Source organism: Desulfosarcina cetonica JCM 12296, from assembly GCF_001311845.1.
GTDB classification, from domain to species: Bacteria; Desulfobacterota; Desulfobacteria; order Desulfobacterales; family Desulfosarcinaceae; genus Desulfosarcina; species Desulfosarcina cetonica.
Map to the genome: position 1 here is coordinate 1 of NZ_BBCC01000407.1, position 1,989 is coordinate 1,989.

4 protein-coding genes are annotated in these 1,989 nt (G+C 56.9%); 3 read left to right on the forward strand and 1 reads right to left on the reverse strand.

The features are described from left to right. The 3 genes from JCM12296_RS34410 to JCM12296_RS34420 form a co-directional block, all read left to right on the forward strand. A partial coding sequence (locus JCM12296_RS34410) for a MopE-related protein (protein WP_218188440.1) occupies window positions 1–347 on the forward strand: 347 nt, incomplete at its 5' end. Between the two features lie 147 nt (window positions 348–494). After that, entirely contained in the window at window positions 495–830 is a 336-nt protein-coding gene (locus JCM12296_RS34415) for a hypothetical protein (RefSeq protein ID WP_157068183.1), read from the forward strand. After that, complete coding sequence (locus JCM12296_RS34420; protein ID WP_054702636.1) at window positions 827–1,549, forward strand: hypothetical protein; 723 nt, start codon at window positions 827–829, stop codon at window positions 1,547–1,549. The genes JCM12296_RS34415 and JCM12296_RS34420 overlap by 4 nt, the downstream gene beginning before the upstream one ends. Before the next feature lie 78 nt (window positions 1,550–1,627). Here JCM12296_RS34420 and JCM12296_RS34425 read toward each other — a convergent pair. Beyond that, on the reverse strand, window positions 1,628–1,989 hold a 362-nt coding region (locus JCM12296_RS34425; RefSeq protein WP_218188441.1), incomplete at its 5' end, for a CsgG/HfaB family protein.

Consider the following 1,989-nt stretch of genomic DNA (forward strand, 5'->3'; position numbering starts at 1 on the left):
GCGACGAGATGATCGCCGATGACGGCATTGATCAGGATTGCAGCGGCGCGGACCTGATCTGTGATGGTGATAGTGACGGTTTCCTCAATGCAGCCTGTGATGGTAACGACTGCAACGACAGTGACGGCAGCATTTATCCCGGAGCGACGGAAATCCCCAATGACGGCATCGATCAGAACTGCGATGGCGAAGACTTGGACTGCGACCTTGATAACGACGGTTTCATTGATGAAGCCTGCGGGGGCACCGACTGTGATGACAGCCGATCAGACATCAATCCCGACGCAGAGGATGACTGTGGTGAAGTCCCTGAGGATAGAAATTGTAATGGCCTTATTGAATGTTGATGTTGTGAAGGGTCGATGGCCTTTATGTCCTATCGTAATGTCACAATGCATCAGGAGTTAAGATATGAAAGGATCGATTCCATGAAACCCCTCAGGTGGTTTTCTCTTATTTTCATATTGTTATTCCTTGGGAATCCCACTTCCGCCATGGACATCGGTATACAAACCGGTCTGGTCAGCAACTGGTGGGACAGCGATACCAACGATCGGGGAAACCAGACCTATGTGCCGGTCACCATCGACGCGACCCAAGGGGATTTCGGCGCGCGGGTCCTCACGGCCATGGTGACGACGCACATCGATCCCTCGGACAACACCCGGAATTCGATGACCACGGTCGTCGACACCAAGCTCAATCTTTCCTATGCGCTGGTGGATAAATGGCCCGTGGATCTTCTCTTCGGCCTCGATTTCAACCTGCCCACGGGGCTGACCAACCTGGACCGGAAGATCGCCGCCTGCTTCTCGACCCCGACCTGGTGAGTATTGCCCGCTACGGCGAGGGGTTCAACATCAACCCCACCATCACGATTGCCAAGGATGGCGAGCGCTGGGGGGCCGGCATCGGCATCGGCTACCTGTGGCGGGGAGAATACGATTTCAGCGACACGACACCGGATTTCGACCCGGGGGACATCTACAATGTTACCGCAGAAATTCTTTACGCCTTCAGCGAGAGCTGGCAGGGCCGCGTGCTGGGCGAGATGGCCTGGTACGGTATCGATTCGGTAGAAGGGCGGGATTATTACCAGGAAGGCGACTTCTTCCTGGCCGGCATTGGCCTGAATTATGTTCAGGATCGATGGGACGCGGCCTTTACCCTGAAGGGGATTTACCGGGGTAAATGCGATTTCCAGGAGGGCAACCAGCGGCTGGCTACCGAGGAGCGCTCCGGGTTCGGTGACGAGTATCTGGCCGATTTGGTGGTGCGCGTCCAGCTCAACCCGGAAACAAAATTGAGTTCGCGTCTCTACTACCTGGCCGTGCTTGAAAACGACTATCCGGGCGACGATCCCCTGTTTATCGATGGAAAACAGAAGGTCTCCCTGCGTTTTTCTCTGGAGCGCCAATTGGCCGATGATTTTTCCGGCCGCATCGGCCTCGAAGGATACCGGATGGATGAGGGGCGCAACTGGTACCACGATGATGATCGTGAATACCGGGGCATGGTGGTGGATTGTTCGTTGACCAAGACGTTTTAAACGGTGGGTCGCGGAAAAGCGATTGTTCGTAAAATGAAATGGAAAGGGGCGCCGCAACCCAAGGCGGCGCCCCTTTTTCTATTTCGATCCCAATAGCGCCTGGGTGGCTGTTTCGGCGGCTTGCAACCAGGCGGACAGATTGCCGGCCGGCACGGTTTCCTCGGCCGTTTGGATCACCTGGGTGGAGGCCACATCGACGAGCCGCAAATCCAGGCGCATCTGGGAGCCGATGACCTGGTAGACCCCGAACAACATCAGACGAGCCCCGATCAGTTTGCCCACCCGCAAGGCCGTGGCTTCGTCGGCCAGTTCGCTGCTGCCCAGGCTGAGTTCCTGAAGAACGGCCAGCAACCGTTCGCGTTCCACCAGCGTGTAGTCGGCGTCCGCCTGGGCCGTTTCCATCACCCGGGAGGTGATCAGTTCGGCCAGATCGGCCTGGC

What these genes read in the sequence shown, in the direction of transcription:
- JCM12296_RS34415 (WP_157068183.1), top strand. Translation starts at nt 495, where the DNA reads ATGGACATCGGTATACAAACCGGTCTGGTCAGCAACTGGTGGGACAGC.